Consider the following 5,905-nt stretch of genomic DNA (forward strand, 5'->3'; position numbering starts at 1 on the left):
GGAGGGAAGGGGAGGACCTTCGCCCCGTCGTCCTGGTGGACCGGAGCCTTGCGGCCCCGGCGGGTCCCGAGCTCGCGGCGCTCGTCGTCCTCGCCCCGGTCCCGCCAGCCCTTGGCGTACGCCCTGAACTCCCGCTTCTCGATCTCGGCCCGGGTGGTGACGACCACGTCCGCCGGAACGGCCCTCTGGATGCGCGTGGCCAGGACCTGCCGCAGCTCGGCCTCGGCTTCGGTGCACTCGACGCCGCCCCATGCCTCACCGTCGTTCTCCGTCACAAGGCCCCCATCCTTCTGCAAACGTGCTTCGAACATATGCTCGATAACGCTTCGGAGGATACCCGAAGCGCTTGCGGTGACCACGGGAAAACGGAGGCGCCTCAGGCCACTTCGTACGTCCCGCTGACGCGGATGAGGCTGCCGCTCACCCATGCCGAACCGAACAGCCCGCCGCTGCCGAGTTGCTCGATCTTCGAGGACGAGGCCGACCCCGGGCCCCACAGGGTGAACGTCGTCGCGTTCGTGGCCGCCGTCGGCTGGCAGGAGATCACCCCGCGTCCCCCACCGCTCATCGCCACGCCCGGGAACGGGGGCAGGCCGCCCAGCGCGCCCGCTCTGACCGGCAGGCCGAGGGAGTAGGCGCCGCTGCCGTACGCCGTCGTCGAGCCGAACGTCACCAGCGCCGAGAAGTGGCACACCTTGCCCACCAGCGCGTACTTGCCGGTCAGCGTGCCGTTGCCGATCGCCGGATTCGTCGTCTCGGCGGTCCAGGCCGGGGTGTACGCGTTCCAGGCGCCCATCGCGACCCACGCCGAGCCGGTGTAGTAGCTGAGCGTGCCGGGTGTGGTCAGCCAGGCGACCATGCCGGCGGCCGGGGTGGTGATCGCGGCGTCCCGGTCGGCGGCCGTCGGGTACCGCAGGACCGTGCGGGAGTCGATGCCCTCGGCCAGGGACCGGAGATGGAGAGGGAGGTCGGCGGTGTCCGTGGGTTGCGGAAACGGGAGCCCCCCGAGTGGGGTGTAGAGGGTCATGGAACGAGATCACTCCTCGTGATGACTGAGTCGCGGTGTGCCTCAACTGCTTTGTGCCCCGACTGGGGCGTGTGGCAACTCATGAGAAGAATTGGGCAAGTTCGGCCGCTGTCGGGTTCCGTGCCGGCTGCTCCGGCGGCGGCGCCGACGCGGCGGATGCTGCCGGGGAGGACACCGCCGGGTCGGACGAGGTCTCGGGCCCCCGCTCCACCGGGCGCGGCACCGGCTTCGGATACTCCAGGGGCTCCGCGTCCTCGTCCCGGTTCACCGTGGCGAACATCCAGTTGGCCTCGGCGAGCTGGTCGACGACGGAGGCCAGCAGATAGTCGGTGACCGACCAGTGCACGGCGTCGCCGTGGATGTTCTGCAGGGTCGCGCTGTCACGTGGCAGATGCTTGACCAGCACCGCGAGCCGGCGGGAGGAGAACCGGCCGCGGTGCCAGTCGAGCAGGTCCACGCCGTAGTGGCGGAGCAGGTCCGCTTCGAGGGCCTCGGCGTGTTCTTCGACGAACTCGCCGAGGCTCAGCCTTCCCCCAGGCCGAGCCCGGTCTCCTTGCCGTACGCCTCCATGATCGCGGCGATGTCCTGCATGGTGACGTCGTGGCGGTCGAACCGCTCGTACTGCTCCTCGCCGAGGAGCGCGCGGAGCAGACCGTCCACGTCGTTGTCGTCGAGGTCGCGCAGGGTGCGCGCGGTCTTGCGGGTCAGCTCTGTGGGCAGCGTGAAGGTGTCCCCCTCGATGGTGAACGACCAGGCGCGGCCGAGCGCCTCCTGCCGCTGGGCGCGGGCGGCGCCGACGTCGAATGTCATGGAGCAACTCCTTGTCATGGAAGGTGAGTCGGGTCGGTCGAGCGTGTCGAGGACGTGCGGCGGTCGGGGCCGGGGAGGGGGAGCGTCCGGCCCCGACCGCTGGGAAAGGCCCCGCCCGGGGTGCCGGGCGGGGCGGGAAGGGATCAGGAAGCGGCGCTGTACGCCGGGTCCTTCATCAGGAAGGTGGCCAGCGGCTTGGTGTTGTCGACCGCCAGCGCGGTGAAGGTGACTCCGAGCTTGATGGAGGCGGTACGGGTCAGCGACAGCTCCTCGGTCTCGGTGACCTGGCCGCGCGAGATGACGAAGCGGTAGGTGATGTCCTTGCCGTCGCTGAACTCGATGCCCATCGCCTTCTCGTTGAACTTCGGGTCGGCGGACAGCTCGTACTTGTAGAGCCCGGAGCCGGTCGCGGTCTCGGCGACGTCGTCACCGCCCATGAAGAACGGCAGGGTGTCCTCGTTCAGCTGGAGCAGCTGGAACTTCACCGTCAGGTCGCGGTCCGAGTAGATGAACCGGGCCGGGGAGACGGACTGCCAGGTCTCGACCGGGTCGAGCTTGTCCTTCTTCGCCAGCTTGACGCCGTCCTGCGAGGTGTAGCCGAGGTCCTTCCAGCCGGCTCCCCACGCGGTGGTGACGTCGGCCGGCGCGGTCGTACCGACCGGGGCGACCAGGATGCGGCCGGTGCCGGCGACGCGGATCTCGTTGGCGTTGTTGCCTGCCATGCGTAACTCCTTGGGAGTGGTGGTGAGCCGGGCCTCGGCGGTGGTACTGGCTGTGCCTCGCGCCCGGACATGACGAAGGCCCCGCCGGGTGACGGGGCCTGATCAGGGGAGAAGTGGTGGACGTGCGGTGCGGGATCGCGCCCGAACCGCGTTTCCGGCGGAACCCGCTCAGACGGGGCGGATGTGCAGCCGCACCGTGGAGTAGTAGCGGTTGGCCGCCGACCGGTTCCAGTCGGGCAGCCATCGCGGGCCGTCGGCTTCGACGACGTCGGAGACATGCGCCGTGCCGTACACCGTGCCGCGCAGCGCGAGAAGCGCGGAGCGGACGGTCAGGGCCAGGGAGTGGGCCGCGGTCTTGGTGGGTCCGTAGACCTCCAGGTCCACGAGCGGCTGGTCCAGGTGCTGGTCGTCGACCCAGGCCCCGCCTGCGCGGGAGACCAGGACGACCTGCTGGGTGCCGTCGAAACCGCCGGGCGGAACGTTGTCCACGGTCGCGGCGGAGAGTTCGGCGCGGTCGGCCAGGAAGTCGACGACGAGTCGTTCGACATCCGGGAAGGTGACCGTCGGATCGGCCACGGTGAGACCTCCCTTCTCGTATCGGAGGGATAGGGGTGGGGATGTGCGAAACGGCGGTGCCGTTCCCGGTGTTGGGCACAGCTCCGCCGCTGCACCCACTGTGACACGTTGCGAGCGCGCGCGCAACTTCCTCTTCCCTGTGACTGCCGGCGCGTGGCCTGGAACGCGCCTGTGCCCCGTCACACCACCTGGTGTGACGGGGCACAGGGAGAACGGTCACGTCAGCCGCGCAGGCCGCGCCCCCGCGTGGCCCGCTCCGCGGCGAACACGTCCTCCAGTCGGTAGAGATGGGTCCGGCCCTGACGTCCGGCGGCCTGGAGACGGCCCAGCTGGACCCATTTGCGTACGGTCGCCGGGGCCACCCCCGCCTCGGCGGCGGCCGCCGCGCCGGTCACCAGCGTGGGCGACGAACCGGTTGGCCCGGGAAGTGGGTTCGGCATCAGGCGGCACCCGCCTCGCCGAGCCCGCCGCCCCTTTCGTCGGCCGTGTCGGCCAGCGCCGCGATCTCCTCCACCTCGGCCCCCGTCTCCGCCGCGAGCCGGGCCCAGCCGGTCTCCGTCCAGGTGTGCCGGTGGGCGGGGTTCTCCGCACAGGGGCAGCCCTCGTCCGTGCAGCGGCAGCCGGGGTTGACGCACAGGGCCGTACGCCGGGCGGGCATGACCCGCAGGGAGACCGAGTCGCACCACGGGCAGCGGCCGTCGAGGCGTACCAGGGTCTCCGGATCGCCGAGCGTACGGCCGCAGCGGCGGGCCATCCGGCGGCACTCGTCGAGGACGTGCCGGGCCAGTACGGGGTGCTCCGCGATGTCGTCGAGCAGGGCGGCGATCCGGACCAGCCGCCGCGGCACGTCGGCGCGGGCGGGCCGGCCGAGCCCGAGCCTCTCGCGCACCGCCTCCTCCAGCTCGACGACCCCGTCGGTGATGTCCCGTATGGCGTCCGAGACATGGAGGCGGATCGGGGCCGCGCTCGCGCCCAGCGGTGCGATGCCCAGCTGCTCGCCGCGCAGGGCCTCGGCCCGTTCGGCGCTGTCCCGCTCGCCCAGGGCCCGGAGCGCGGCCGGACCCAGGGGCGGGCGGGAACGGGTGCCGCCGCCCGGGCGGCCCGGGGTCAGCTCCTGGAGCAGCTCGGGGAACTGGAGCCGCAGGATGTCGATCCAGCGGGCGGCGCGGGCGCTGTACTGGGCGGCCGGGTCTGACGTCATGGCGTAACACACACTCCGAGTGAGGCGATCGAGAACAGGGGGCGGCACCGGAGGGGAGACTCCTTGTGTTGTTGCGCGCCCGCACACAGCCTTACATGTTGCGATCTCGCACGCAACGGAAAAGGGGAAGGGTCCTGCGCCGGTCTCTGGACGGATCGGTGACCGAACTGGGCGGGATTGACGGAAGGTCGTGGCGGAACCTTTAATCGTGCGTGCGCGCAACCGCATAGTTCGCTTGCGCGCGAACGTTACAGTGGGGGTGAGCGAGGGGAGCCCTGACCATGAAGAGCGATGCCGAGCACATCGACGAGTTCGCCACCTGGATCGAAGGGGTGATGCGAACACGCGGTTACGACATCGACAGCCCGCGCGGCGGCGGCAAGACCAAGCTGGCCGAGGACGCCGGTGTGCACCGGGCTGCCATCACCCGGCTTCTCCAGCGGCAGAGCATGCCCGACCTGGAGACGATGCGTGGTCTGTCCCGTGCGCTCGGCATTCCGGTACGCGACGTGCTCATCCGCTCCGGCAAGCTGGCCGAGGAGGACCTGCCGCGGACCTCGGCGTCCGCCCCCGCGGCGGGCGGGGTGGCCGGCGAGCCGTATCTGTCCGCCGAACAGGCGGCGGCAGCCCTCGGTATCCCGGAGCATCTGCGGGCGGCCTTCGTGCAGATCACCGAGCAGCTCAGGCTGGGCGCGGTGACGACGCCCCCGCACAAGGGGCCGGACGAGCAGGCCGGCCCCTGAGTGGCGGTGCTGCGGACCCGGGCCAACGGCGCCTCCCTGTGGCCGAGTCGTGGAGGAAGGGAGGAGGGCGCGTGGTGGCACAGCGGGGCTCGAACTCCTGTATGAGGGCCTCGATACGCTGCGGTCGCGAACGACCCGGGCGGACGGCTCGGGCGTGGAACCCGGGTGCGACTCGGGTGCGTACGGCGCGCAGCGGCCGACGGGGCCCCGCGGGAAGGCGGTCATGAGCAAGCGGCAGACACGGAAGATGCTCCAGCTGATGGCCTCGGGGGAGCCCGTCGAGGTCACGAGCGCCATGGCGTCCGTGAAGAAACTGGCCCGACTCGCCCACACGGCCCAGCAGTTCGGGTACGAGTACGCGGACGTCCGCCAGGGCGGCGGCAACAGCGGCGCGCTGAAGATGCTCATCGTGCCCGACCCCGCTCCGCAGGCACGGCAGCGGGCCGCGCAGAACCGGGCGCGGTACCCGAACGCCGGGGACGGGGTGTCGCTGCCGCCGATCGTGCCGGAGGCGTTCGAACTGCTCAAGGCGCGCATCAACTTCGACCTGACCGGCAAGAGCGCCGAGAAGCGCATGGGCTTCGGCGCGCTCGGGCTCACCGTCGGCATGGCGATCGGCGTCGCGCGGGCCGGTGAGGACGGGGTCCCCTTCGTCATCGCGTCCTGGCTGGGGCTGATGGCCATCCTGGGCGTCGGGTTCGTCGTCACCCGCAAGCGCAACGCCAGGTTCGCGGCCCGCCTCCGGGCCGCCGGTTTCGCGCAGGTGACCGACGAGACCGGCCGGGTGCGGTACCTGCCGCCGGGCGGGCAACTGCCGGGCCACGGG

General features: G+C 71.3%; 8 protein-coding genes and 2 pseudogenes. 2 read left to right on the forward strand and 8 right to left on the reverse strand.

Going from position 1 to position 5,905, the window contains the following annotated elements; translation table 11 throughout:
• From FNH04_RS39980 to FNH04_RS40015, 8 genes and pseudogenes are all read right to left on the reverse strand, one after another.
• A pseudogene (locus FNH04_RS39980) lies at positions 1–275 on the reverse strand (hypothetical protein); the annotation flags it as partial.
• Between the two features lie 101 nt (positions 276–376).
• On the reverse strand, positions 377–1,027 hold the full coding sequence (locus tag FNH04_RS39985; RefSeq protein WP_152791030.1) for a hypothetical protein: 651 nt from the start codon (positions 1,025–1,027) through the stop codon (positions 377–379).
• 79 nt (positions 1,028–1,106) lie between these two features.
• Positions 1,107–1,484: a hypothetical protein gene (locus tag FNH04_RS39990; RefSeq protein ID WP_322725238.1), complete on the reverse strand. Its 378-nt coding sequence runs from the start codon at positions 1,482–1,484 to the stop codon at positions 1,107–1,109.
• 65 nt (positions 1,485–1,549) lie between these two features.
• Positions 1,550–1,837 (reverse strand): hypothetical protein, encoded by a 288-nt coding sequence (locus FNH04_RS39995; RefSeq protein WP_152791032.1) that lies wholly within the window; start codon positions 1,835–1,837, stop codon positions 1,550–1,552.
• Positions 1,838–1,980: 143 nt separating this feature from the next.
• Positions 1,981–2,559, reverse strand: a complete 579-nt coding sequence (locus FNH04_RS40000; protein WP_152791033.1) for a phage tail tube protein — start codon at positions 2,557–2,559, stop codon at positions 1,981–1,983.
• A gap of 168 nt (positions 2,560–2,727) precedes the next feature.
• The gene (locus FNH04_RS40005) at positions 2,728–3,135 is read right to left on the reverse strand and encodes a hypothetical protein (RefSeq protein WP_322725239.1); all 408 of its coding nucleotides are present in this window, start codon (positions 3,133–3,135) and stop codon (positions 2,728–2,730) included.
• 221 nt (positions 3,136–3,356) lie between these two features.
• Entirely contained in the window at positions 3,357–3,575 is a 219-nt protein-coding gene (locus tag FNH04_RS40010; RefSeq protein ID WP_152791035.1) for a hypothetical protein, read from the reverse strand.
• Complete coding sequence (locus FNH04_RS40015) at positions 3,575–4,336, reverse strand: hypothetical protein (protein ID WP_152791037.1); 762 nt, start codon at positions 4,334–4,336, stop codon at positions 3,575–3,577. Before FNH04_RS40015 ends, FNH04_RS40010 begins: the two co-directional genes overlap by 1 nt.
• Before the next feature lie 281 nt (positions 4,337–4,617).
• On the opposite strand from FNH04_RS40015, the gene FNH04_RS40020 reads away from it, so the two are divergent.
• Together FNH04_RS40020 and FNH04_RS40025 are read left to right on the forward strand one after the other, a co-directional pair.
• On the forward strand, positions 4,618–5,079 hold the full coding sequence (locus FNH04_RS40020; protein WP_152791038.1) for a helix-turn-helix domain-containing protein: 462 nt from the start codon (positions 4,618–4,620) through the stop codon (positions 5,077–5,079).
• A 223-nt stretch (positions 5,080–5,302) separates the two neighbouring features.
• Positions 5,303–5,905, forward strand: a pseudogene (locus FNH04_RS40025) (hypothetical protein); the annotation flags it as partial.

Source organism: Streptomyces phyllanthi (assembly GCF_009377205.1).
Taxonomy (GTDB): domain Bacteria; phylum Actinomycetota; class Actinomycetes; order Streptomycetales; family Streptomycetaceae; genus Streptomyces; species Streptomyces phyllanthi.